The organism is Sphingobium sufflavum (assembly GCF_021403115.1).
GTDB classification, from domain to species: Bacteria; Pseudomonadota; Alphaproteobacteria; order Sphingomonadales; family Sphingomonadaceae; genus Sphingobium; species Sphingobium sufflavum.
This window is the reverse complement of the sequence record NZ_JAJSSH010000012.1, coordinates 1-24,149: the sequence shown is the minus strand read 5'-3', so window position 1 is coordinate 24,149 and position 24,149 is coordinate 1. Positions and strand designations below refer to the sequence as shown.

General features: G+C 61.7%; 21 protein-coding genes and 1 pseudogene. 13 read left to right on the top strand and 9 right to left on the bottom strand.

Going from position 1 to position 24,149, the window contains the following annotated elements; all coding sequences use genetic code 11:
• The first annotated feature begins 74 nt into the window (after positions 1-74).
• The 7 genes and pseudogenes from LWE61_RS16250 to LWE61_RS16220 all read left to right on the top strand — a co-directional run bounded on the left by LWE61_RS16250 (position 75) and on the right by LWE61_RS16220 (position 7,359).
• Positions 75-1,277, top strand: a complete 1,203-nt coding sequence (locus LWE61_RS16250) for an AAA family ATPase (protein WP_234151706.1) — start codon at positions 75-77, stop codon at positions 1,275-1,277.
• 46 nt (positions 1,278-1,323) lie between these two features.
• Complete coding sequence (locus LWE61_RS16245) at positions 1,324-2,331, top strand: ParB/RepB/Spo0J family partition protein (protein ID WP_234151705.1); 1,008 nt, start codon at positions 1,324-1,326, stop codon at positions 2,329-2,331.
• Positions 2,332-3,536: 1,205 nt separating this feature from the next.
• Positions 3,537-4,697: a site-specific integrase gene (locus tag LWE61_RS16240; RefSeq protein ID WP_407696256.1), complete on the top strand. Its 1,161-nt coding sequence runs from the start codon at positions 3,537-3,539 to the stop codon at positions 4,695-4,697.
• A 127-nt stretch (positions 4,698-4,824) separates the two neighbouring features.
• A pseudogene (locus LWE61_RS16235) lies at positions 4,825-5,151 on the top strand (SLOG family protein); the annotation flags it as partial.
• Between the two features lie 239 nt (positions 5,152-5,390).
• Positions 5,391-5,618 (top strand): type II toxin-antitoxin system RelB family antitoxin, encoded by a 228-nt coding sequence (gene relB, locus LWE61_RS16230; RefSeq protein ID WP_234151704.1) that lies wholly within the window; start codon positions 5,391-5,393, stop codon positions 5,616-5,618.
• On the top strand, positions 5,602-5,868 hold the full coding sequence (locus LWE61_RS16225; RefSeq protein WP_234151703.1) for a type II toxin-antitoxin system RelE family toxin: 267 nt from the start codon (positions 5,602-5,604) through the stop codon (positions 5,866-5,868). Before relB ends, LWE61_RS16225 begins: the two co-directional genes overlap by 17 nt.
• A gap of 369 nt (positions 5,869-6,237) precedes the next feature.
• Positions 6,238-7,359, top strand: a complete 1,122-nt coding sequence (locus LWE61_RS16220) for a hypothetical protein (protein ID WP_234151702.1) — start codon at positions 6,238-6,240, stop codon at positions 7,357-7,359.
• Positions 7,360-8,192: 833 nt separating this feature from the next.
• On the opposite strand, the gene LWE61_RS16215 is transcribed toward LWE61_RS16220, so the two are convergent.
• Positions 8,193-8,564 carry a response regulator gene (locus tag LWE61_RS16215; protein ID WP_234151701.1) on the bottom strand — a complete coding sequence of 124 codons (372 nt, stop codon included), beginning with the start codon at positions 8,562-8,564 and terminating at the stop codon, positions 8,193-8,195.
• Positions 8,565-9,703: 1,139 nt separating this feature from the next.
• On the opposite strand from LWE61_RS16215, the gene LWE61_RS16210 reads away from it, so the two are divergent.
• Genes LWE61_RS16210 through LWE61_RS16195 form a run of 4 tightly spaced genes read left to right on the top strand, consistent with a single transcriptional unit; the run spans position 9,704 to position 15,018 of the window.
• Positions 9,704-11,428: an SIR2 family protein gene (locus tag LWE61_RS16210; protein WP_234151700.1), complete on the top strand. Its 1,725-nt coding sequence runs from the start codon at positions 9,704-9,706 to the stop codon at positions 11,426-11,428.
• Positions 11,425-12,060, top strand: a complete 636-nt coding sequence (locus LWE61_RS16205; RefSeq protein ID WP_234151699.1) for a hypothetical protein — start codon at positions 11,425-11,427, stop codon at positions 12,058-12,060. Before LWE61_RS16210 ends, LWE61_RS16205 begins: the two co-directional genes overlap by 4 nt.
• Entirely contained in the window at positions 12,057-14,489 is a 2,433-nt protein-coding gene (locus LWE61_RS16200; protein WP_234151698.1) for an AAA family ATPase, read from the top strand. The genes LWE61_RS16205 and LWE61_RS16200 overlap by 4 nt, the downstream gene beginning before the upstream one ends.
• A 13-nt stretch (positions 14,490-14,502) precedes the next feature.
• Complete coding sequence (locus LWE61_RS16195) at positions 14,503-15,018, top strand: GIY-YIG nuclease family protein (RefSeq protein ID WP_234151697.1); 516 nt, start codon at positions 14,503-14,505, stop codon at positions 15,016-15,018.
• Positions 15,019-15,210: 192 nt separating this feature from the next.
• Here the strand turns inward: LWE61_RS16195 and LWE61_RS16190 are convergent, their stop codons facing one another.
• From LWE61_RS16190 to LWE61_RS16175, 4 genes are all read right to left on the bottom strand, one after another.
• Positions 15,211-16,218, bottom strand: coding sequence for a copper resistance protein B (locus LWE61_RS16190; RefSeq protein ID WP_234151696.1), 1,008 nt, complete (start codon positions 16,216-16,218; stop codon positions 15,211-15,213).
• On the bottom strand, positions 16,215-17,990 hold the full coding sequence (locus tag LWE61_RS16185) for a copper resistance system multicopper oxidase (RefSeq protein ID WP_234151695.1): 1,776 nt from the start codon (positions 17,988-17,990) through the stop codon (positions 16,215-16,217). The genes LWE61_RS16190 and LWE61_RS16185 overlap by 4 nt, the downstream gene beginning before the upstream one ends.
• A gap of 85 nt (positions 17,991-18,075) precedes the next feature.
• Positions 18,076-18,345 (bottom strand): hypothetical protein, encoded by a 270-nt coding sequence (locus LWE61_RS16180; RefSeq protein ID WP_234151694.1) that lies wholly within the window; start codon positions 18,343-18,345, stop codon positions 18,076-18,078.
• Between the two features lie 30 nt (positions 18,346-18,375).
• Positions 18,376-18,717 (bottom strand): hypothetical protein, encoded by a 342-nt coding sequence (locus LWE61_RS16175; RefSeq protein ID WP_234151693.1) that lies wholly within the window; start codon positions 18,715-18,717, stop codon positions 18,376-18,378.
• Positions 18,718-18,866: 149 nt separating this feature from the next.
• On the opposite strand from LWE61_RS16175, the gene LWE61_RS16170 reads away from it, so the two are divergent.
• Together LWE61_RS16170 and cueR are read left to right on the top strand one after the other, a co-directional pair.
• Positions 18,867-21,230, top strand: a complete 2,364-nt coding sequence (locus LWE61_RS16170) for a heavy metal translocating P-type ATPase (protein ID WP_267961794.1) — start codon at positions 18,867-18,869, stop codon at positions 21,228-21,230.
• On the top strand, positions 21,227-21,643 hold the full coding sequence (gene cueR, locus LWE61_RS16165; RefSeq protein WP_234151692.1) for a Cu(I)-responsive transcriptional regulator: 417 nt from the start codon (positions 21,227-21,229) through the stop codon (positions 21,641-21,643). Before LWE61_RS16170 ends, cueR begins: the two co-directional genes overlap by 4 nt.
• A 291-nt stretch (positions 21,644-21,934) precedes the next feature.
• Here the strand turns inward: cueR and LWE61_RS16160 are convergent, their stop codons facing one another.
• The 4 genes from LWE61_RS16160 to LWE61_RS16145 form a co-directional block, all read right to left on the bottom strand.
• Positions 21,935-22,126 carry a DUF1289 domain-containing protein gene (locus LWE61_RS16160; protein ID WP_234151691.1) on the bottom strand — a complete coding sequence of 64 codons (192 nt, stop codon included), beginning with the start codon at positions 22,124-22,126 and terminating at the stop codon, positions 21,935-21,937.
• Entirely contained in the window at positions 22,123-23,088 is a 966-nt protein-coding gene (gene dmeF / locus LWE61_RS16155; protein ID WP_234151690.1) for a CDF family Co(II)/Ni(II) efflux transporter DmeF, read from the bottom strand. The genes LWE61_RS16160 and dmeF overlap by 4 nt, the downstream gene beginning before the upstream one ends.
• 8 nt (positions 23,089-23,096) lie before the next feature.
• Positions 23,097-23,372 carry a metal/formaldehyde-sensitive transcriptional repressor gene (locus LWE61_RS16150; protein WP_234151689.1) on the bottom strand — a complete coding sequence of 92 codons (276 nt, stop codon included), beginning with the start codon at positions 23,370-23,372 and terminating at the stop codon, positions 23,097-23,099.
• A 349-nt stretch (positions 23,373-23,721) separates the two neighbouring features.
• Positions 23,722-24,149: ADP-dependent NAD(P)H-hydrate dehydratase (locus tag LWE61_RS16145; protein WP_234151688.1), on the bottom strand; the 428-nt coding region annotated here is incomplete at its 5' end.

The window sequence follows — 24,149 nt, the reverse complement described above, 5'->3', positions numbered from 1 at the left end:
TTCGAAAAATGCGAAAATATTGACACTAAAGCGCAAATCCCTACACCATCCTGCAAATTGCAAAAGGTGGGGCTGTGTCGTCAACTCTAGATATCGAAGAAGCAAGGAAGCTCGTATCGGTGGCCACACTGGCTGCCAGGACGTCTTCGGTCCTGGAGAAGCTGCGAGATTCTGCAAAGAGTGCACGAGCGGATGATCGTCGCGAACCGACTTTCACGATTACGAAGGCGGCCGAGTTGGTCGGCCGCACGCCCGCCGCCATACGCGAGGCCGAAAAGGACGGTCGCCTGCCTGAGCCCGCCAGAACGGACAATAATCGCCGGGAGCGCTACACGCTGGCGCAACTCAACGATATGCGTGGCGTGTTCGGAACCAGGCCCTACCGCAGTGCGGACGATCCATGTTGCGTCGTAGCGGTCCAGAACTTCAAAGGGGGAGTGGGCAAGTCGACCCTCGCCGTCCATCTTGCACAATATCTCGCAATTCGTGGGTACCGCGTAGCATTGGTTGATTGCGACAGCCAAGCGTCGGCAACCACGCTTTTTGGCTACGTTCCGGATTTAGATCTCCTTGAGGAGGATACGCTCTACCCTTACCTTCGCGAGGAAGAGCGTGTGTCGCTCGACTATGCGTTACGGAAGACCCACTTCGACGGTTTGGAGCTGATCCCCGCAAATCTACGCCTGTTCCAGTCAGAATACGAGCTGGCAGCCAGAATGGCGCGCGGAAGCGGTGCGCTCCTGGATCGCTTGAGGCAGGGCATCGACAGCATCGCAGACCGGTTTGATGTCATCGTTATGGACCCCCCACCAGCCCTCGGTGCAATTTCCCTTTCGGTTCTCCGTGCAGCGAACGCGCTGGTCGTTCCAGTTCCACCGACCGTGATGGACTTCTCCTCCACGGCGGCATTCCTCTCTATGCTCGACGAGACGATAGAGCAGCTTGCAGAGCAGGGCCTGGCGCCTGAGCTTCAGTTCCTGAGGTTCGTGGCGTCAAAGGTGGACGAGGGTAAGTCGATGCAGAAGGAGCTTCTAAACCTGATGCGGACGCTTTTCGGACAGGCCATGGTTCGCACGCCGCTCAAAGATTCTGCGGAGATCGACAATGCTACCGCCCGGCTGATGACCGTGTACGAACTTGACGGTCCGGCCACGAGTTCGCAGGTTCGAAATCGCTGCCTTACCTACCTCGATGGCGTAAATCAGGAAATCGAAGTGGACATCCGCTCAATGTGGCCGAGCCACCAGGTGCGGATGCGTAAGGAGGGCCTGGCATGAGGGCGCAAAATTGCACGCGTGCAATTTCTGAAAACTGGAGGACCGTATGAGCGGTAAGAACAGCGGATTCGTAGCTGACCTCACTGCTGGCATAGACCTGACAGATGCTCCCCCGAGGCGGGCTGGCATGGCTGCCAACGTCCTAACGGGGCGTAGCAATCGCATCGCGGAACTAGCATCTGGCGGCGTCATGACGCGAGTGCACGAGCTCGTTGATCCGGCGCGCTGCCGGATGTGGGCGGGCCATAACCGTGAGTACGCTCTACTTAGCGAGCAGCGCTGTGCGGATCTCATCGAAAGCATGAAGGCGCAGGGGAAGCAGGAGATTCCAGCGATCGTCCGGCGCGTAGCCCGCGATCCCGATTTCGATTTCGAGGTCATCTGCGGTGCCCGGCGACACTGGACGATCAACTGGCTCCGCGCCCATAACTACCCAGACTTCAAATTCCTCGTCGACATCCGGGAAATAGGGGACGAGGAGGCCTTCCGCCTCGCAGACATCGAGAACCGCGCCCGAGATGACCTGACTGATCTAGAGCGGGCAAGGGACTATCTTCGTGCGCTGGATGCCTACTATGGCGGCAAGCAGCGGACGATGGCCGAGCGGATCAACGTTACGGAGAGTTGGCTTACCAGATACCTCGATCTAGCCCGACTCCCCGAAGAGGTCATGTTGGCCTTCACTCAGCCGCAAGAGCTGGGCGTTCGGAATGCCATCGCTCTAAAGGCATTGTTAAAGCCAGAGGATCGGCGGGCACGTGTCTTTTCGGAAGCTAAGGCACTTGCCGATAGACAGGTCCAGACAGGAAAGCCGTTACCCGTTCTTGACGTGATTCGAGCTCTGGCAGTCGCGGCAGACCCCCCCAAGAGGTCAGGATCCCCCAAGAAGTCAGGATTAGCGTCGTCGGTCACCAATGCAGACGGCAAACCTATCCTCCGGGTCGAAGGCGCGGATCGAAAGGGCATCCGGCTCACTCTGCTGCACAAGGCCGGCGCGACGAGGGAACAGGCTGAAAAGGCAATCCGCGATGTGCTGGATCAGCACTGGCTCTAAGACGCCGTTGCGGTATGCCGGTGAGGCGAATCTTTGTGGTTTTGTCCGAGATACTCTTGAACCTGCCTCATGACTTTTGTCGCACCCTGATGCGAAATGCCAAGCAACCGCGCGACGGCAGTAAGCCGTAGTCCCGGGTAAGCCATTTCGAGCTGAACGAGCAAGGGAGCCTTGCTCCGCTTCGTCACAGGGAAGTCTAATGGTAGACGGGCGAGGCGGTGCTCCAGGCGGTCCAGATCTCGAAGGCCGTTCGCAGCGGTCTTCATGATCATTCCTTGTATGCTTGCCGCGAGGGTAGGGGGGGCATCTCCTAGGAGCTTGGGAAGTCCGACTAGGGAGGGAATGGGTCTCAGCGTGAAACCTGCGGCGTGCAGCGCGCTTGGCACAAAGCTCGCCAACATCCACACAGTGTCGAACCGGAGCGGCGGGAATCGGAGTTCCCGACCGTCCATAGTTAGAACTGATCGCGCGGCTTGGGGAGCGCCGCCGATCAGACGCTGCGCCTCGAGCAGGCGTTCCGCCACGCCCAGGAGATCGGCTTCAGGGTAGGGGGCTGTGAGCATCACGCTAGCTTCACGCCACGCCGGCCCGAAGCGGACCAGGTCATAAGGTGCCCAAAACTCCGCTTCATTTCGATCGTCCAGAACGCTCCGCGAGACAGCGAGGGTAGCTTGCACAAGCGGGTCCACGGCGGCCTCCGTTGCTGACAATGCAAAATGGTACAGGGCTGCCACGGATATAGGGTCGTCAAGGTCTTCGGTTCGACGGGGTGGGGGCGTGCGGCCCGCTATCCAGTCCTGCAGATCCGCAACGCTGATAGGAACGCCTGCTAGACCCGCTAGCGTCGCTGCGCCTTCAAGCCGTGCCCGCGCCATCCAGATCGAACGCGCTGGACTGTTGGCGAGCCGTCCGTCGAGGCGGCCGAGAAGGAGCAGGGGGTGCGCTGAGAGCTTCGGTTGTGACGCCATTCCGGCCTTTTAGCTTGATCGTCTATACAACTAAAGAGGTATGTTAGTTGTCCTTATGAATGCGTATATGTTAATAACACGCGATAATTGCAGTTATCACATAACCATAATTGACGCCTCTTATGGGCGTGCTATCGAAATGCGTCGGCAAGGCGGGAGGCAGAGATGGGCGAAACCCCAGAGCAGCAGGGGCAGACAGGGGAGGGCGGATCCTCAGCTGTGGAGATGATCGCGGGCATGCCGGCGCTCGCCTTCACCGTGACCCAAATGCACGTCACGACCCGCATCATCCTCGACGAGCCGCTGATTGCCGCCTATCAGGCTGCCAGTTCGCCGCACACGCTGCGCGCCTTGCAGTCCGATCTCGAAGCCTTCGACAGCTGGTGCCGCGCCAAGCGCCGCAATGCGCTGCCGGCGGCGCCCGAGACAGTGGCCGACTATCTCGACGATCGGGCAGGCAAGGGCAGCAAGCCCGCCTCGCTTGGCCGTTATAAAGCTTCCATCGCCAAAATCCACCAGCTGCTGGACCTCAAGGACCCGACCCAGGCGCAGCTGGTCAAGTTGCGGCTGCGCGGCATCCGGCGCGAGATGGGCACCGCGCAGGCACAAGCGCGGGCGCTCCGGTTCAAGGGGCCAGTCAAGGATGTCGAGCGCGACAAACCCCGTGGCCTCAACATCAGAGCCCTCCTGGAGGCCTGTGGCGACGATCTGACGGGATTGCGGGACCGCGCGCTGCTATCGACGGCTTACGACACCGGATTGCGCGCGTCGGAACTGGTGGCAGTAGCTGTCGAGCATATCGTCGAGGCCCTCGATGCCGAGGCACGGCTGCTGGAGATCCCGCGCAGCAAGGCGGACCAGGAGGGGGAAGGGGCGACCGCCTTTTTGTCGCCGCGCTCGGTGCGCGCCATTGCGGCCTGGCGCGCCGCGTCCGGGATCGACAGCGGGCCACTGTTTCGGCGGGTGCAGGTGCGCCGCTACAAAGCGCGCAAGGCTGTGCCGGAACGGCGTATCGACAGCATCTCGAGCCGCGAGACCTGGGATTTGCGCAAGACGCTGCCCAAGCGCGCGGTGCCGCCCCGAACCGAATATACGGTGGGGGAGGGGGCGCTCCACCCCGGCTCGATCGGCCCGATCTGGCGGGCGATGATCCGCAAGGCGTTTGATCGCGGGACGTTGCTTGACCTGACGATTGACGATGTGGCGCGTCTGCTCAAGGGGATCAGCGCCCATTCAACGCGGGTTGGATTGACGCAGGATATGTTCGTGAGCGGCGAGGACCTTGCCGGCATCATGGATGCGGGGCGGTGGAAATCGCCGCGCATGCCGCTCAGCTACAATCGCAACCTTGCGGCAGAGCAGGGCGCGGTCGGGCGGTTGATGGCGAAGATCGCTTAGCAATCTGCGCCGCCGTCGAACGGCAGCAGTGGGACAAAAGGGCCGTTCGCTGCGTCTCCCGCGAACGGCGGCCTCACATTCAAAACCTGACGTTCAAGCGAGGCGGGAGCATGGCCTCGGCTACGCCATGACTGGCCATGGACGGCTCTCCAAGCCGTTCAACACCATTCGCGGCAGCCGCACGAGCAAAGCTCTAACCGCGTCGCAGGTTGAAGCCGTCGACTTTCTCAAAGCCCGCGCCAACCACCGCAACGAGGCACACAACCCGACCGGCCCGCTTGTCGTCTTTTCAGGGGGCCACCAGTGGGAAGACCGCCGCCTAATCTGGGACCGGCTCGACAGCATCCCCGCCCGTATTCTATCCATGACCCTTTGCACGACCGCCCAGCATAAAGGCGCGGATGCCATCGCCGCCGCTTGGGCCGCTAACAATGGGGTGGCGACCGTCGCCTTTCGTCTGAACCGCAACATAGGCAACACCGCCGCGTTCCATCGCAACAAGGTGCTGTGCAATTTCAACCCAGTTGAAGCGATAATCTGCGAAGGGTCGGGCGTGCAAGTCAACCTTGCCCAGAAAATCTGGGAGCAGGAAACCCCTCTCCACATGGCTGAAAATGCGCGGCCGCTAAGCGGCCATTTCCAATTTGGTGGGAATTGTGATACAATGAATACACGTATTCAGGAGTCAATATCATGGCTACATCCATTCGCCTTGCGCCAGAAATCGAAAAGCGCCTTGACCATCTCGCCAGTTCCACCGGTAGGACAAAGGCTTATTATCTGCGCGAGATCATCGAACGGGGAATTGAGGATGCAGAAGATTACTATCTAGCGGCCAAAATAGCCGAAGACATTCGGGCAGGCCGCGAAACCACATCATCGCTAGACGACGTGGAGCGCCGCCTTGGCTTGGCAGATTGAGCTTTCAGCAGGAGCGGAAAAAGCACTGTCAAAAATGGACAGGCAGAACGCAAAACGAATAACGTCCTTTCTCCGCGAGCGAGTTGGAATGTCCGACGACCCACGGGCAACCGGCAAAAATCTGACCGGGCCATTGTCGGGATACTGGCGTTATCGCGTCGGAGATTACCGCATCCTGTGCGAAATCCAAGACGCCAGAATTGTGGTTTTCGTCCTGAGCATCGGGCATCGTGGCGACGTCTATCGCTAGAGGCAATTGCGGGCAAAATCGCATCGCCACACAGGGCAAGTTTATGGCCGCGATAGCCAGGTGACGGGGATCTCCCCGCCACATGGCTGCTGGCGCGCGGCGTCGCCGCTGGCGACCTCAGGGGGCATCGAGCCCCCATCGGCCGCGCGCTCCGCGCTTAAGGAGAAGGCTCGCTGGCGAGCCTGCGCTCGACCTTTGCGAGGCCGATTTTTTTATGCGGTCGAGGACCGCCTTCCCACGCGCCGGGATTTCAGCAGAACCGCCTTCTCCACCGAACTGAGCAGCTCCTCGCGCTCGCGCTCTTCGGGACGCTTGCGCCTATCAGCTAACTTAGCCTCCTCAGCTTCGAGCTGCAGGCGTTCCTTGTCGATGGATAAATTCAAGGAGGCCTTCGATGTGCTGGGCGGCCGCGTCGTCTCTGCCGGCACCGACTTTATCGACGTCGCCGTCAAGCAATGGCTCGGCCTCTCCCCTCAGGAGCGCGACACCACGGCACTGTACAGCTCTGGACGGGCTTCGCGCGCCGCCCTGAATGAAGGCGCGCAACAGGGATTGCAGGCAGAGGGCACACTGAGCGGCGCAGGGCGCGAGTTGACAACCTTGTCGCAGGTCAACGTCACCCGCGAAGAAATGCGCTTCTCAGGGACATACAAGGCCGGCCAGGTCATGGACGTCGTCCGCAACAATGGCCCTGATGGCCTGCCCCGAGGCCGGTACGAGGTGGTGGGTCAGGACAAGCGTGGGAATGTACAGCTCATCGACGAAAACGGTCGAAAGACAAAGTTCGACCCCCAGAAGATCGACCCAGCGGACAAACGTGATCCAATCGCCTTGTCGGCCAAGGAGCAGATCAAGATCTACGAGGGCGACAAGATCCTTTGGACTCAGGCCGACAAGAGCAGGCAGCTTGAAAAGTCCGATCGAGCCGTCGTCATCGGTGTGACCGCGCAAGCCGTCAGCGTCCTGACGGCAAAGGGCGAGACAATCACCCTCAATTCCGGCGACAAGATGCTGGAGCGTCTCGGCCTCGCCTACGCGATCAACATGAATCAGGCCCAGGGCATGACCTCCGATAACGGTATAGGCGTCATGCACTCCTCGGAGCGCAACCTGTCCAACCAACGGCTCACGCACGTCATGGCCACGCGCGTACGCGACGATATCACCATCGTCACCAATGACCGCGAGCAGCTCCTGCGCACCATCAACGACAATCCCGGTAACAAGGCCAGCGCGCTCGAGACCATTGGCGAGAAGTCCCGCGCGCAGCAGTCTGCCGATCTCACCAAGGCCAGTGGACCAGCACAGTCACCCACCGCCACCTTTGGTCCGCGACCGGGCCATACGGCAGCCGATTTCCGGATAGATCCATCCACGCATGTGGACCCGAAATCCGGGCCAGAGAAGACCGCACCTGTGGACCGCGCGCCTGCAAAGGCTCCGACACTGCAGATCCCCTATCCCGAGAAGACCATCGATCTCAGCCTTTAGTTCGAGAGGAACACCCCATGCATCCTACCTGCCAACTAACCGTCCAGACCCTCGCGCAGTGCCGAGAAGTGCTAAGCCGCTTCCATCGCATGGAGCAGGCCGAGCAATGGCTCGTCGCCGGGTTTCTCGGTGTGGGCCTACTCCTGGTCTGGATCGCCACCCAGCTTTGGCAGGATCGATCCTTCGGGAACACGGTCTCGGTTTCGCACCACGCAAGCGAGATGGCATCGGACTGATGTTCGGACCGCTTTCTCTCCTGACACATACATCAGTTGGACGAGGGTTTATCGTCCTACTTCTAGTGCTGGTTGTCATATCGATTCTCAAATCGCGTTCGTCGCGGGGCGGGATTGGCGCGTTACCCGTCATCCAAAAAAAGTGTGAGCGTGAAAAAGCGACGGCGCCCCCCGCTACAGGATCGGAAAGCGAGGTTGCTGCCGATATTGAGGAACTCGTTGTGGGATTCCAGCGGGTGATGATCGCAAAGAGCGCGGCTTCCGACCGAACCATTGATGAGCGCGGCAGAGAAGGGGCCTATTTGGCGTATGACCTTCCCACTGTCATCCATGCTCTAACCTGGGTCATCGGCTCTTTGGCTTCCAATCGGGCGCCGCCGCGACGCCGAAGGCGCGGCGGCAATTTGCCGAAACAGCTCGCGAGGCGATCATCAAGGCGATGAAGGACGCAGAGAAGGCATTGGCGGGGCAAGGGCAGGTGAAACCGTTACACTGAAACAGGGCGACGATGCTTGGCCGGACTCTAGCCGAGAAGTCTCACTATCGACCATGTCGCGCGGCCGAGATCGCGGCCATCGTTGGGAGACCCCCCAGAAATCAAGCTGCGAGAGCACTCGTGACTTTGCCAATCAGCTGACCGAGCGTCCAGGGTTTGGCCAGAAATCGGCCATGGTCGGGGATTGCGGCTTCCTCGACCTGATGCTTGCCTGAGGTCAGAAGCAGCTTGATGCCGGGCCACTTCTCATGAACGAGGCGGGCGAGCGCCATCCCATCCATTGTTCCGGGCATGTCAATGTCAGAGAACAGCAGTTGTATTTCGCTGTGTTGGGAAAGGATCGCCACTGCCTCATCGGCATTTGCGGCTTCAATCACGGTGTAACCTGCTTCCTCAAGGACTTCCGTCCCGAGAAAGCGGATCATCGCTTCATCCTCGACCAACAGAACGGTGGTCTTAGCGACTATGCCCACTGGCATCCTCTCCTGCCGAATATGATCGGCTTTGTCTTATGGTATTCCTTTGTAACGATCTCCGGTTAAGAATCTATCCGGCGGATGACAGGTTTGGCGCATTATCGCGAAATGATTGGGGGTGTCCCCCGGGGTGATCGTCAGGTTGAGACCAACGGGTGCGGTACGTCCAAGGCAAGATCGTCCCAGTCGCAACCATCGCAGTACCAAGATCGCGGCCGTCCCTAAGCAAGCATGACGCTACCACCCGATTGTAACTCATCCCCGGAGAGCGACATGTCATTGTCGAGTGATGGACGATGATATGCCCGGTTGGACATTGTGCCTTTTGCCCCGCCAAGGATCTCGACCAAGGCGCGGCGCGCCGCGGGCCCACTGGACGCGGGGCAAGGATGGCCGGGGCGACATGTTCCTTCGATCTCGCGCGCTGCGATATTTGCAATCCGGATCCTGGGGCCTTCCTTGCACCACACAGGCCCGTCGCTTATATCTAGTGTCGAGTGTTCATTCTGGAAAAAGTTCTGTTTTTCCAGTATGAAGCATGGAATCCGCGGGAAAGTGTGTTCATGTGCATTAGATATCTGAACGACCATCTGATTACGAAAGCGCTACTGCACTTTCGTAATCAGATGGTCGTAACCGCTGAAGGCGAAATGCCAAAAGATTAGCTACCAGCTCGAGTTTCGCCTCTCCTCAAAGGCACCAAGGCGTGTCGTTCTGCGATCGGCCCGGTCACACGCCAGTTTTCAGCATTTGGGACCTTTCGGTCAGTCCGCTTCGGAGCGGGATTTGAGATAAGCTGTTGTTCGTTCATGTCGCCGGAGGGTCCGACATAAGCGACCGTCGCTGGGACTTTGCGCTCCGTCCGCTTCGGAGGCCCGCTAATGGGATAGCGGACATTCCTGCCTCATGGTGCTGATGTCAGTTTCCACCCTCATAGGCGACGTGAGATGCGGGACGAACTTCTGAAGACCGCCGTTCATTCAGATAGCGCATCCCGGCAGCTACCAATTCGGTTCTTCTGTTGCTAGACAAGGGCGCTTGAAGGAATAAGGGTCGCTGTCGAGGGGGCCGTGGGTACGTGCCGCTAGGGGGGACTGACAGACGTGGCGTTGGCTCCGACAGCCACTGATATCACCGTGCGCGAGGTGCTTGCGAATCTCGAGGGCGCGTTCGCCTCGGTGGCGAGCGCCGTGGAAAATGGCGAGTTCGCGCTTTGGGTCGGATCGGGCATCTCCCGCAAAGCCCCCAATCTCGGCGATCTCATTGAGCGGGCTTTTGACTATATTCGCGTGCGAGCGATCGATCCCGACACCGCCGCAGCCTATCGCCCGGCGCTTGATGAAGCGCTGACCCTCGCCGAGATCGTTCCCGCCACCGTCGAAGCGCAATTCGGGCAGGCGCTTGCCGATTGGCCCGAACATGGCGCGATCATCGATCGGCTCTGGACCAAATATTCGAAGGTGCTCGATATACGCATCGCGGGAACGGATGTTGATTTCATCCTCTGGGATGCGATCGACATCCGACAGGCGTTTGAACATCCGGCGCCGCCTGCGGCTGAACATCTGTGCATCGCGATCCTGATCCTGGAAGGAGCGGTGCAGTCCGTCGCGTCGGCGAACTGGGACGGTTTTATCGAAGCGGCGGTGGACCGATTGAGCAACGGCGTTGCCGGCATGCTTCAGGTCGTTGTCGATCCCAACCAATTGCGTGGCCCCGCCGGCCGCGCCCGGCTCTACAAATTTCATGGCTGCATCGTGTATGCGACCCGCGAGCCGCTGGTGTTCCGCCCCTATCTGACGGGCAGCCACACCCAGATCATGGACTGGCCGCAAAATGCGACGTTCACGGCGATGCACAATGCGGTGGTCGGACTGGCGACGGCGCAGAAGACCCTGGTCCTGGGGCTGTCGATCCAGGACAGCAATCTGCAGACGATCTTTTCCAAGGCGAAAGCCGTTCATGCCTGGCCCTGGCCATGCGCGCCCGATGCCCCAGCCTATGTCTTTTGCGAGGACGCCATCCAGCCGGGCCAGCGGGACGTGCTGCGCATCGCCTACGGTCCGACCTACAATGCCGACCCGGTCACCCTTCACGACGCCACCTTGCTTCGCGCATGGGGCGAACAGGTGCTGATCGCCTTGGTCCTGAAGCTGCTTGCCGAGAAACTGGCACGGCTGATGGAGCTTTCCTTGGCGGCAGACGGCAAAGCGGCCATCGCGGCTGCACTCGCTCCGCTGCTGGGTAGTCTGCGCGACGACATTGCCGATCTGGCTGTCCCGATAGCCGGGGCACGGAATCGCATCGCTTTTGCAAACCAGGCAATCGCTCTCTGGTCACGCATGTTGTCGATTTTCCGAAGCGGCGCCCTACCTGTCCACCCGGATATGTATGAGGCCCTATGTGGATCACCGCTCAACCTGATCGCAGCCGATCAGAATGCTCAGGCCATGGGGTTGGGCCAGCTTGGGGTGGCCTTGTCGCTGCTTCATCATGGGCGGGCGTCGGGACATTGGGAATTGCGTGCGCCGATCTCCGACAACCTGGATGCTGGCGCGATGACCGCCCGTGCATCGCGGCCTGGCGGCGTCGATCGTCCGCTGTTCCTCGTCAAATCAGCGGCGGACGCGATCAAATTGCAGAGCAATGGCGCCTTTGCGAACGACAATGCGATCGTCGTACATGGCGATGACCTATGGCAGCGCATGGTTGGCGGTGGCGGAAGCGCGCGCCGCGTTCGCTCGGCACCCGGACGCACGGGCGTCGTCGGAGAAACCCATGTCAGCATCGCCGACCTCATCGCGCGCAGCGCGGATGCACTGGAACTCCAACAACATTTCGTCGCCGAGATGATGTTGTGAGCGCCTCGCCGATCCTGCTCGCCATTCAGGCACGCCTTCGCATAGCGGGCTATAGCGACCTGTCGACGCCGTTCAAATTGGCCGGGGTCGACTTCGCGTTCACGGCCGCGATGCGGGGCCGCGATGGCCGGGCGCTCGATCTGGTCCTGCTGGTCGACACGACCACGGGGGATTTCGGAGATCGCGACGGCGCCAGGGTGCGCCAGCGGATCGAGGCGTTGAGCCGCGCTCTCGATGTCACCGGGTCGCGCTATGTCGTCACGGTCATCCTGGCCGGTGCCGTATTGTCGGACGGCGTCGAAGCCCTCTCGGAGACATGCCGGGTTTTGCAGGTCGAGGCGGTGTCGCTGGATGCCGAAGGTAAACCTGTGGACGAAGCCGCCGAGCGACAGCTCGATGATCGCATCCGCGTGCTTCTGCCGCTCAAGCTTCCCGTGGCGTCAGCGGAGCCTGAGACCGGAGTGGGGCCTGCACTGGATCAATTGGTCCGTGCGCTCCCCGCAGACACCAGCAAGGCGCTTGTCGACGCGGCCCTCGCCGCCGCGGAAGGCGGCGAACAGGCTGTCACCGATGCCGTCGCCCTCATCATAACGCAATCGCTTCAGCCGGAAGGTGAGGAGGAGCCGTCATGACCGAGCGCATCCTCAAGAGCCTCGACATCACCAACTTCCGGAGCATCCGGGGGCATATTCATGCGCCGCTCGACGCCAAGGTGGTGTTGCTCCACGGAGAGAATGGCGCCGGAAAGACGAGCGTCCTGTCTGCCATTGAATTGGCCCTTACCGGGAAGGTCCAATCGATGGAGCGCGCCGATCCCGGCTACGAAAAGCAGTTGCTGTACCGGTCGGCGACCGAAGGCGGCGTGATCCTGCAGACGCTGTGCGGCACGCAGGAGGAGGGTTACCACGCGGCACTGACCGCCGACGGGGCTCAGTCCATCCATGCGCTAAACAAGGAGCTTGCGACCTTCTTCCGCGAGCGGGCCTTCCTGCCACAATCGCTGCTGGGCCAGCTCCTGCAGATCTACCAGGATGCCGGTAGTGATGCGGCATCGCCTTTGGCCCAATTCGTCGGCAAGCTCCTTGGTCTCGATCGGCTCGATGCCCTCGAGGCAGGTCTCAAGCCGCTGGTCGATGTCAGGAATGTCCGCAAGTCCGTCGACGGCTGGCTGGCGGCAGAGAATGAAAAATCGCGCGTCGAAGCGCTGCTGAGCGATCATCGCAAGAGCCACGAAGCGATCGATGGCGAAGTGAAACTCGCCATCGACGAGCTAGTGCGGATTTGCGCATCGCTCGAACTTCCGGTCAAGGTCGCAGAAGATAATCTGGAAGACGTCACCGCAGCGTTGGCGGACTCGGCGGATGCCGATGCGTTCGCGCACCTGTCCGACCAGCAGCGCCGGCTGGCCGCGATCCGGCGCGAGATCGACAGCGCGCAAGTCGCGACAGGCGAAAATCCCGGTGTAACCGCGATCGGCGCCGACGAAGCAAGCAAGCGATATGGATTGTGGGAAGCGGAATTTGGCGAGCGCTTCGCAACCGCCCGCCAGCGTGCCGAGGGCCTGTTGGTCGACGTTTCGCTGCCGAGTGACCCAAGCCAATTTGCGGACGAAGCATTGGAGCGGCTTCGATCGGAACAGAAGCAGCTGGGCGACCGCGTTTCCCAGGCGCGCACCGATATCGAGCGGCATACGAAAGCACAGGATGAGCGCGACGTGGCCAACCGCCAGCGCGAAACGATCGACGAGGAAGTTGCAAGGCTATCGGCCAGCGCCGGCAGCCTTGCATCGACCCTCGCCGAGCTGACGTCCTTCATCGACGGCGAGATTTGTCCCGTCTGCGATCGTGACTTCGACGAGGTCGAGGGCGGTACGCTGAGCGAGCATGTGCATGGCAAGGTGCGGATATTGTCCGCGTCGGCAGAGCGCTTGCTGACCCTGGGACGGACGCGCAGCGAGGCTCAGGTCACGATCGAGCGCCTGGATCGCGAAATTGAAGCGATCGGGAGCCGCAAGCTCACCGATGAAGCCATTGCCGACCTCGACCGGCGCTTGTCCGCGGCCGGATCCGTGATCGCCGAGCTGGAAGGTCTTCTCGATGCGCTGCGCGAGGGCACGAACCTGCGAGCGGCCGATGTGGCGGCGCGGCGTGCGGTCACCGACGCCCAGTCTCGGCACGTCTCCTTGGCCGCGTCGCGCGAGACCTTGAGCGCTTTTGCCATATCGATCGACGCAGAGGCGATCGCGGAAGGCGAGACCTTCCATGCGGCCTCCTCGCGTTTGGAGCAGATGCTGGCCGCCAGTGCGGAGCGGTTGGAGGGCCGGCTCGCTCTCCGCAGAAGGGGGAATGATCATCTCGCGGTCGCGCGTTCGGCGATTGCCCGTCGCGAACAGGCGAAGACTCGTATCTCGGCCGACGCCGCGGCGTGGCAGCGGGCCGAAGATGCCTTGGGTCGGGCGCAGCTCTTGCGCGACCAGGGCATAGCGATCCGTAACGCGGTCGATAAGGTCCGGTCGGGGATCATCCGCCGCGAATTCAACGATCGTCTCAATCTCCTATGGCGGGATCTCTTCGTTCGCCTGGCCCCGGGTGAACCCTTCGTACCGGCTTTCCGCATCCCGGCGGCGTCGACCCAGAAATTGCAGCCAAAGCTGATCACCCAGCATCGCGATGGCGGCGAAGCCGGCGGCACGCCGGGCGCAATGCTGAGCGCGGGCAATCTTAACACCGCGGCACTCACCTTGTTCACGGCGCTCCATCTGTCCGTTCCCAAGGAACTTCCGTGGCTGATCCTCGACGATCCCGTGCAGTCGATGGACGATGTGCATATCGCGCATTTCGCCGCACTGCTGAGGACCTTGTCGAAGGAGCATGGCCGCCAGATCATGATCGCCGTGCATGATCGGCAGCTGTTCGAATATCTGAAACTCGAGCTGAGCCCCGCCTTTCAGGATGACAGCCTGTTGACGCTGGAGCTTTCCCGGGGGCCCCGCCGGGACAGCGTCTGCGTTGCGCGACGCTTCTCCTTCAAGGAAGAGACGGCGCTTCTCGCCGCTGCCTAATGAGACGCTGCAGTTGAGCGACTGGAAGAAGCACCTCGCTGGCGACGAGATCATCGCGCGGCTCCTTCAGCCGGAACGGCTTTATACCGCCGACGAAACCGCGATGCGCGACGGTGCCCCGCGCCAGGCGGGTATTTACGCCTGGTATTTCGACGCGATCCCGGCCGGCGTCGATGCCAGTCAATGCCATCGGCACGCCGGCTGGACGTTGCTCTATTGCGGCCTCTCCCCGAAAAAGCCGCCGACCAACGGCCGTCCACCCAGCCGATCCCACATTCACCAGCGCCTGCGGACCCATTTCAGGGGCAATGCCGCCGGCTCGACCTTACGGCTGATGCTTGGTTGCCTGCTCGAGGCCGAGATTGGCACGGTCCTGCGGCGCGTAGGCACGACCGGTTGGCTCACCTTTACGAACCCCGGCGAGCAGCTGCTCAATCACGGGCGTGACACCCATGCCCGTGTCGCTTGGGCCGTCGGCGCCGACAACGGCCGATACGCGCCAATCCGAGACGCTCAACTGGGACTTTAGCGCGCCTACTAGCGGACATACTGCGTACGACCGGGTGTGGGACATACCTGCCGGTCACGATTGCGGTGGCGAACGACAGCTTTTTGCAGGAACGGACGTCTTGCGTTCGTTGATGCCTCCGCTTCGAGCCGGTAGAGTAAAATCCAGACTGGCCAACATCAGCGACGCGTGTCATCCTGGGAACTGTGGTCCTCAGAACCAGGAACGGATTCCGATCAGGAAATTCCATCCTCCTGCCTTCTTGTCCCGGGCACGCCGGAAATCCGCCGTATCGCCAAAGGCGCGTTCGTACTTCACGCCAACATACGGCGCGAACTCTGGCACGAACTGGTAGCGCAGCCGTAACCCCAGCTCGGCGGTGGAGAGGCCGGAGCCTATGCCAAGCTCAGGAACATCTTGCACCGAAAAGTTGAGTTCGGCCGCGGGTTGAAGGATCAGCTTCTGGGTCAGGCGCTGATCATATTCTGCCTCGATCCGCGCGGTGACGTCACCATTGTTTGAGAGGAACAGCGCCCCGCCCATCTCGAACCAGTACGGGGCAAGGCCCTGGACGCCGACAACTGCGTAAGTCCGATCCGGCCCGGCGCCAAGATCCTGCCGGATACCGGTCTGGAGGTTCCACCACGGGTCGAGCGCACGGCTCCAGAGCGCCTGTACCTCGGCGTGTTCCGGACTCGCGCCGAAGCGGCTTTCACCCTCGGTCTTGACCCAGAGCCTGTCAATGTCGCCGCCGTACCAGCCTTGCGCATCCCAAGCGTAACCGTCCTTGCCCTTGCCGATGACCGCTTCGAGCTGATCAATCAGGATCATGCCGCTCTTGATATCGCCATGTTCCTTGCGGACGATTTCGCGCGCCGGGGCCATTGCCGGAGCGCCGTAAATGGCATCGGCCGCATGATCGGGACCGGTCAATGCCGCAGAGGATGGCAGCGCCACCGGCGGATCGGGAATGCCGGGCGCGTGGTGGGCATGGGCCGTGTGCGCTTCATGGGCGGATTGTGATGGCATTGCGTGGCCCGCATGTTCATCCGCCGGGGCGGATGAGGGGGCCTGCGGCGGCTCCTGCCCGGCATGGGGATTGTCCGCTTCCGCCTCCATCGCATGATGCGCGTGAGGATCGACTGGAGCCTCATGATGCTGGTGCTGTGCCAGCGCAGGCGTTGCTACCACCGCGAGAAGGATGGCTGCGATAGAGTTCATGCTGCTTCTCCTTCCAGCGGGCGGACGGTGACGACGCGGAACATGCCCGCGTGCATGTGCAGCAGCAAATGGCAATGGAATGCCCAGTCCCCCGGCGCATCCGCCGTCAGGTCGAAGCTGACCTTGCCGCCCGGCAGCACGTTGACGGTGTGTTTGCGCGGGTAGCTGCCGGTATGGCCGTTCACGAGATCGAAGAAATGGCCGTGCAGGTGGATCGGGTGGGTCATCATCGTGTCGTTGATGAGCACGACACGCGCGCGTTCGTTGCGTTCGAAGCGGATCGGTTCGACGCCCTCGCTGAACTTCTCGCCATCGAACGACCACATGAAGCGTTCCATGTTGCCGGTGAGATGGACCTCGATCGTGCGCTGTGGTGGGCGCGTGTCGGGGTTGGAAGTGAGCGACATCAGGTCACGGTAGGTCAGCACCTTGTGGCCGACATCCTCCAGCCCGACGCCCGGATCGGCGGTGCGATCGACTGGTGACATGGCGATGGCGTCCACGCCAACACCGACTTTGACGCTGTCGGGCACCAAAGACTTGTCGCGCATGTTCATGCTGCCCATCGAATGGGAACCACCATCATCTGCCGCCGCCGTGCTGGCCCCGGCGGCCATGGCGCCATGGTCCATTCCAGCCATTGAACCATGATCCATGCCGCCCATGCCCATGTCCTTCATGGTGAGCGTCGGGCGCGGGCGCAGCGGCGGGACGGGCGCGGTCATCCCCATGCGCGGTGCGAGTGTGGCGCGCGCCATGCCGGAACGATCAATCGATTCCGCGACGAGCGTGAACGCCTTGTCCTCGGCTGGCCGGATAATGACGTCATAGGTCTCGGCATTGCCGATCTGGAATTCGTCCACGGTCACCGGACGGACATTCAGCCCATCAGCGCTGACCACGGTCATGGGCAGACCCGGAATGCGGATATTGAAGATCGTCATGGTAGCAGCATTAATGAAGCGCAGCCGCACCCGCTCGCCGGGGCGAAAGAGGCCGGTCCAGTTTTCCTGCGGTCCATGACCATTCACGAGGTAAGTGTAGGTGGCGGCCGTCACATCGGCGATGTCGGTGGGGTCCATCCGCATCTTTCCCCACATCGCGCGGTCGGAAGCGGACATGCTCTCTTCGGGACCACCACTCAGCATACCGAACAGCGTCTGCCTCTGGCGATTGAAATAGCCGCCCTCCGCCTTGAGCTTGGTGACGAGCTGGTGGGGATGCAGGAAGGTCCAGTCGCTGAGCACGATCACATGTTCGCGATCATAGGCGACCGGATCGGGCTCGGCGGGATCGATCACGATCGGCCCGTAATGGCCCTGCTGCTCCTGGAGACCAGAGTGGCTGTGATACCAGTAGGTGCCGCTTTGCAGCAGCGGAAATTCGTAAACGAAGGTGGTGTGCGGCTTGATGCCTGGAAAGCTGACGCCAGGAACGCCGTCCATCTGAAACGGGACAATCAGCCCGTGCCAATGGATCGAGCTGTCTTCGTTGAGCGTATTCTCGACATGAAGGCGAACATTCTGCCCCTCGCGCAGCCGAATCAACGGTGCTGGCAGCACGCCGTTCATCGTGACGGCATGACCATTGCGCCCACCAACGGTGAAAGGTGTGTTGGCGATCTTGAGGTGGATATCCTCGCCCGAAAGCGTGGGCATCTGCCCCATCGAGCCGGTTTGCGCCCAGGCTGGAAACAGGCTGGAAAAGCCCAGTCCCGCAGCACCGACCACGCCGGCACGCAGTAGGGATCGTCGACCGATCGTCTGTGTCATGATTTTATCCTCGGCTCCACGGGGGAGCCCTCTAAGTGCTGAAGGGGCCGAGAGGCGAGAAAGCCGCCTCCCGGTTTGCGTCCGATCAGTGCTGATCCGTACCATGTCCGGCATGCGGATCGGCGGCAGGCGCTTCCGAAGGAGGCGTCGCCTTACCTTTGGCCTTCATTTTCTCGCAGCAGCCCATCTTGCCCTCGGCATCCTTGTCGCAGCAGCCGTCGGACATATCGTGACCTTCATGGCCTTCATGGCCTTCATGACTGGTGCGTTCGCTGTGCGCATCGGCCGGTGCGGCGTTTTGGGCGAAGGCTGGCGTGGCGATCATCATCGTGATCGCGGCAATTATCAACTTCATGACTAATCTCCGGAAGAAAGTGGGTGAACCTCAATTCCTCGGAGTCATCCGCGGCGGCGGCGTTTCTCCCTCAAGCGTGATCGTGGCGAGATGTTTCTGTCCCACAACAGAATATAAGGTCTTGGTTGGCCGATCCCGCTGCTCGATGAGGGGAGGTATCGCCGGGAACGCGGCGCAGGCAACCGCGCAATGCATGGCGGCTTTGGGTGATTTACGATCGGAGGGAGATTCGCTCCCGGCGCAATGCCCCGCGACCGAAGCCATCTCCATCGCACCCTGATGCGGCATAGCCGTTGCAGTGCCGCTCGCCATCGATACGGACGAGACGAGCATGGCAAGCGCAATCAGGAGTGACGAAAGCAACTTCATCATAATTCTGTGCGTGGTTGGACCATGGGTGACAACGATTCGAATCCTTTTCGAACCCTTCATGCACCTTGACACAATGATAAGGTCAAGTGCCTATTGACTCTGACATGGTGTCAAACTCCATCTTGCGCTGCGATAGAAGGAGACGGTTGATGGCCGAGTCGAAACATGGCGTTCATTCTGGTGCCCACAGTTGTTGTGGTGACCATGGCGAGCATTCCGCCGGACTGGTGGTCGACCTGGTTTGCGGCATGACGGTCGATCCCGAAAAAACCGCGCATCACGCGACCTATGCTGGTCACGACTATCATTTTTGCAGCGCCGGCTGCCGCGAGAAGTTCATTGCGGACCCGGATGCGCATCTCAACAAGTCCGCCGTCGAACCCGTTGATGCGCCGGAGGGCACGATCTGGACCTGTCCGATGCACCCCGAGATCCGACAGGATCATCCCGGCGCCTGCCCGATCTGCGGCATGGGGCTTGAGCCGGAAATGGTCAGCGCCGATACCGGACCCAGCGCCGAGCTGCTCGACATGACGCGGCGCTTCTGGATTGGCCTTGCGCTGGCTCTCCCGGTCTTCATCCTTGAAATGGGCGGGCATCTCTTCCCGGCGCTACATCATCTCGTGCCCATGAAGGTGTCGATCTGGGTTCAGTTCGCGCTGGCGACGCCGGTCGTGCTGTGGGCAGGCTGGCCCTTTTTCGAGCGCGGCTGGGCATCGCTCAAAACGCGCAATCTCAACATGTTCACGCTGATCGCGATGGGGACCGGCGTGGCATGGACCTATAGCGTCGTCGCGACGCTGGCGCCCGGGATCTTCCCGGATGCCTTCCGTGCCGCCGACGGGACGGTGGCCGTTTATTTCGAGGCGGCGGCCGTCATCACCGTGCTGGTGCTGCTGGGGCAGGTGTTGGAACTACGCGCCCGCGAACGCACGTCGGGTGCGATCAAGGCATTGCTCAATCTCACCCCGAAAATCGCGCGGCGCATCGCCGACGACGGCAGCGAAGCGGAAATCCCGCTGGAGGATGTGGCGGTGGGGGACCGGCTGCGGGTGCGGCCGGGCGAAAAGGTGCCGGTCGATGGCGTGGTCGAGGAAGGGCGATCCGCGCTCGATGAATCGATGGTCACGGGCGAATCCATGCCCGTCACCAAATCGGATGGCGACACGGTGATCGGCGGCACGATGAACCAGAGCGGCGCCCTGATCATCCGCGCCGACAAGGTCGGACGCGATACCATGCTTTCGCGCATCGTCCAGATGGTCGCCGAGGCGCAGCGCTCGCGCGCGCCGATCCAGCGCATGGCCGATCAGGTCTCCGGCTGGTTCGTGCCGGTCGTCATGGGGGTCGCTGTCCTCGCCTTCGTCATCTGGGGCGTCTGGGGACCGGAGCCGCGTTTTGCCCATGGCCTGATCGCGGCGGTATCGGTGCTGATCATTGCCTGTCCCTGCGCATTGGGGCTGGCGACGCCGATGTCGATCATGGTCGGCGTCGGGCGCGGCGCGGGGCTTGGCGTCCTCATCAAGAATGCCGAGGCGCTGGAGCATATGGAAAAGGTCGATACGCTGGTCGTCGACAAGACCGGAACGCTGACCGAAGGTAAACCCGCCGTCACCCGGATCATCGCGACGGAGGGCTTCGCGGAAGACGAGCTGCTGCGGATCGCCGCCGGGGTCGAGCGCGCGTCGGAACATCCGCTGGCGCTGGCGATCGTTGACGCGGCGACGGGCCGAGGCATCGAGATTCCCCCCGTCAGCGACTTCGATTCACCCACCGGCAAGGGTGCACTAGGCATGGTCGAGGGCAAGCGCGTCGCGCTGGGCAATGCACGTTTCCTGGCGGAATCCGGGATCGACACCGCGTCGCTTGCCGCCGAAGCTGACGCGCTCCGTAAAGATGGCGCGACCGCCATCTTCATGGGACTGGATAATCGGGCCGTCGGGATTTTCACCATCGCCGATCCGATCAAGCCGACGACGCCCGAGGCGCTTGCCGCCTTGCGCGCCGACGGCATCAAGGTGGTGATGCTGACCGGAGACAACCGCACGACGGCCGAAGCGGTTGCGCGCCGGCTCGGCATCGATGCGGTCGAGGCCGATGTCTTGCCCGACCAGAAGGCGGATGTCGTCGCGCGGCTGAAGCAGGAAGGACGTATCGTCGCGATGGCGGGCGACGGGGTCAATGATGCCCCGGCATTGGCGGCCGCCGATGTCGGCATTGCGATGGGCCATGGCACCGATGTCGCCATGGAAAGCGCAGGCGTGACCTTGCTCAAGGGCGATCTCAACGGCATCGTCCGCGCTCGCCAGCTCAGCGAGGCGACGATGGCCAATATCCGCCAGAACCTGTTCTTCGCCTTCGTCTACAACGCGGCGGGCGTGCCGATCGCGGCTGGATTGCTCTACCCGTTCTTCGGCATCCTGCTCTCGCCGATGATCGCGGCGGCGGCGATGGCCCTGTCGTCGGCGAGCGTAGTCGCCAACGCGCTGCGCCTCAATCGGGTGCGGCTGTGAATATCGGCGGGGCCTCACAGGCCAGCGGTGTCTCGCAACGCATGATCCGCCATTATGAGAAGATCGGGCTGATCCCGGCGCCGCCGCGCCGGGACAGCGGCTATCGCGATTATGCCGATGCCGATGTCCATCGCCTGCGCTTCATCGCCAATGCCCGCGATCTCGGCTTTCCGATCGAGGACATCCGCGATCTTCTCGGGCTGTGGAGCAACAGCCAGCGCGCCAGTGCGGAGGTGAAGGCGCTCGCCGTCGCCCGCGCCGAAGAATTGGGCCGCAAGGCCGAGGCGCTTCAGGCGCTGCGCCAGACGCTGCTGGAGCTTGCCGAGCGCTGCCACGGCGACGACCGCCCCGACTGCCCGATCATCGAGCGCATGTCTGGCGAGGATGACCGCGACGCCGCGGGCGTTCGATGAGGAAACCGGGACCTGGATATGGCTCGGTAGGTGGCAACGGACCGCATTGCCTGTTTACCCGCCTGCGTTGATATTGAACCCAGACGTCGGCTTTGCTGGCGAGAGCTGCCGCTCATCCGCGAGGCTGGAACGGCATGAGTTGGTCGACTGCCGCCGGAAGCTCGTGGGACTTAGCCGCCGTTCTTGGCACACCACTTGAGTGACGGCTTTCGGCGAGAATAGCCTTTCCGGCCTTGCACGGACGTCATTGTCGATTGCCTGAGGTCGGCCGTTTCGTACCGGCACCCGGTTTCAATCCCGGTCGATTATCAGAACAGCATCCCCCAGCTTCTGAAGACGCTGGGGCAGATCGGCCGCGATCTTGCGCTGCTGATGTGGCTGGGCCTTCTTCCATGACCGGCATTCCGCCTTGGTCCTTCCGCAGGCGCGGCACCATCCCGTGCGCCCATCAAAAACACAGCTGTCGATGCACGGGGACTTCATGCCGGGTGTATGTCGATCGTGAGGTGACGCAACTCATGCACGGGGATCAGCCGCTGTTCGACAATCGCGCGGTCGAGATGCGGCCCCGCAACGATGGAAACGATGCCGGCATGCGCGTCGGGACCGATGCGCCAGACGTGCAGATCGGCGATGCGCGCGTCGCCCGGCGTTTCAATCAGCGTGCGGATTTCATCGGCGACATGATCGTCGGTCCGATCCAGCAGCATCCAGCCGGTATCGCGCATCAGCGAGATTGACCAACGTGCAATGACGATCGCGCCGACAATGCCCATCACCGGGTCCAGCCAGACCCAGCCCAGATAGCGACCAGCCAGCAACGCGACGATTGCGAGCACAGATGTCAGGGCATCGGCGAGCACATGCACATAGGCTGCCCGCAGATTGTTGTCCTGATCTCGCCCGCCATGGTGCCCGTGATGATGATCGCCATGATGATGATCGCCATGTTGATGCCCGTGGTTGTGACTGTGGGTGTGCGAGTGACTGCCTGCGAGCAGCACCGCGCTGGCCAGATTGACCCCTAGCCCGACGATAGCGACGATCGTGGCTTCTCCAAAAGCAACGGTAGTGGGCTGGAGCATACGCAACACCGACTCGACGCCGATGCCGATCGAGATCACCGCCAGAACCAGCGCCGACGCAAAGCCGGCAAGCTCCCCGACCTTTCCGGTGCCAAAGCTGAACCGGGGATCGGATGCATGCCGCCGCGCATAGCCATAGGCGATCGCCGCGACACTCAGGGCGCCGGCATGCGTCGCCATGTGGAAGCCATCGGCGAGAAGCGCCATCGATCCGGTCCAGTAGCCCGCAGCGATCTCGCCAACCATCATCACAGCGGTCAGCAGCACGACCCACAGGGTGCGGCGCGCGTTCGCGTCATGCGAGGCGCCCAAAAAGATATGATCGTGCGATAACCCTTCGATCTCGGGAAGACTTGCCATTGGGATTCCTATTTAGTGTAGCGGCGAATGACCGCTTTGAGCTCTTCGGCTGCCTGTGCGCGGGCATCCTCGCTCAGACCTGGCGCCGCGACATGCTCGTCCAGATGCTCGATGATGATCTCGTCCATTAGCCCGTTGACCGCCCCGCGTACGGCCGCGACGAGCTGGAGAATTTCGCTGCAGGTCGCTTCACCCTCGAGAGAGCGCTCCACCGCGTTGACCTGACCCCCGATGCGGCGGACCCGCGCGATGAGCTGCGCCGATGATTTCCCGAGATGTGCCATACTGTACTCCCCTATAGTATATGCATGACCTCGGCAATCGCTTCCGATTTGGGCCTTGTGGGTCGCTGGGCTGGGGATTGAAGATCGCTCAAGAACTCGATCATGCGCAGTCTCGCCGCGCTGGCGTTCGTGTTTATCTTCTCATCGGCGTACAGCATGCTGACAAGCTCGCCATCGGCTGACCCGGCGATCCACAGCAAGTGTACGACAGGTTTTTTCAGAAGCAGACGCTCAAGTGTGGATCGCGGAATGACTTGGTTTAGTCGGCAGCTTCCAGAAAAGCAGAACGTCTGCTGCTGGGGATTAAAAATCGGTTGCTGAGCGTCCACAAAGGGTCGCTTTAGTGAGCCTAATCAACATCTTTGTTGAGTATCGCGGCGTCTATAAGTCGAGGTATCATCGGCAGCAGTTCACGTGCCAGAAAACCCACCGTAGCCATTTCATGCGACAGGGCTGCACCCGCTCGACCGTGAATGCAGGCCCCCCATCCAGCAGCGGTCAACGGGGCTGCACCCCGTGCCGCCAGCCCGCCTATAATCCCGGCAAGCACATCCCCCGATCCGCCGGTGGCCAAGCCAACAGAGCCGCCGCGATAGATCGCTATTTCGCCTGACGGGGCGGCAAGAATGCTCTCCTTGCCTTTTAGCAAGATGATGGCGTTGAACCGTTGTGCGATGTCGCGGGCCACGCTCTCCGGATCGGCCTTCACCGCTTCGACCTCCAGCCCGGAAAGATGCGCCATTTCGCCATGATGGGGCGTCAGTATGACATGCCCGT